Genomic DNA, 1,116 nt, shown 5'->3' on the forward strand with positions numbered 1-1,116 from the left:
TATTTCAGGACAGCTCCTAAAAGGATAACGGTTGGAACACAAAAGCTTTCAGGTCCGGGTGCAGCGGCAGGCAACTGGAATCGGCGGAAAGGGTTTGCGCCAGGTTAGCCTGGTTCTGAACCAGTCGGGAGCGGATAGATGCACGGGCCCAACACTGTAACGACGCCGGTTGATAAGGTACCAGCGTATAATTTCTGAGGATGTTGGCAACTTTGGTATGCCGGTGCTTCTCAGCCAGATGGAGCAGGCTCAGATCGGGCTTATGGTGATTATTACCGTTATTTGGAAGAGCCGATCGATGGCCAAATGGATCAAAGTGGTTGGCCAGCAAAATGGTGACGATGTCTACTTCCTTTGAAGAATGCACATCACCCAGCTTACCTTTCAGCTCTTGATGAAGAACTTTGAAGCCCTCAGAATCACAGGCATTTGGCTTGGCCCCATTGTCCAGCAGGAGCTTGACCACCTTCGAGCGACCCAGGCGTACCGCAATAGACAACGGAAAGATCATACCTTTGGGATCATTTGGTTCCACGCCGTTGGCCAGAAGGGTGGCCGTCATTTGACAACCACTGTCAATTGCCCAGGACAATAGCAGCGGACGGTCAAAGTAACCGGAATGATACAGACTGGCACCACCTTGCAGCAGCAGCTGGACGATTTCAGCATGTCCATTCCTGACCGCAGGCCATAGCGGACAGTAGCCTTTGTTGTCCGGGGCATTGGGGTCAGCACCTTGACCCAACAGAACTTCGACAATATCACTCTGACCTGCCCGTACGGCATAATGCAGTAATGGATCGTTCTGATCCCGGGCATTTACATCAACCCCTTGGTCGAGCAAGGTGCACACCGCTTCCAAGTCATGGTTCCGAATGGCCGATATCACTTTATGGCGCAAGTCAGTACTCGCCCCTGTATCTTGCCCGGTATTAGAAGACAATGAGCAGTTATCCCCCGGTGACATTTCTGCTTTCCCCTCATTTTTTTGATTGATCAAAATCACAAACAATCACCGGGACTTTTGACAAGCCCCGGATGAAGGATATTCTCAATTTGCAGTTGTTCAAGGTAATTAATGATTTCCAGGAGGCTGTCCGAGAATAGCGCCCGTAG

General features: G+C 50.7%; 1 protein-coding gene. It reads right to left on the bottom strand.

Going from position 1 to position 1,116, the window contains the following annotated elements; all coding sequences use genetic code 11:
• Positions 1-16 precede the first annotated feature (16 nt).
• Complete coding sequence (locus KDK14_RS14235; protein ID WP_257265837.1) at positions 17-1,006, bottom strand: ankyrin repeat domain-containing protein; 990 nt, start codon at positions 1,004-1,006, stop codon at positions 17-19.
• Positions 1,007-1,116: the final 110 nt, after the last annotated feature.

The sequence above is a fragment of the Endozoicomonas sp. ONNA2 genome (genome assembly GCF_024606365.1).
Lineage (GTDB): Bacteria > Pseudomonadota > Gammaproteobacteria > Pseudomonadales > Endozoicomonadaceae > Endozoicomonas.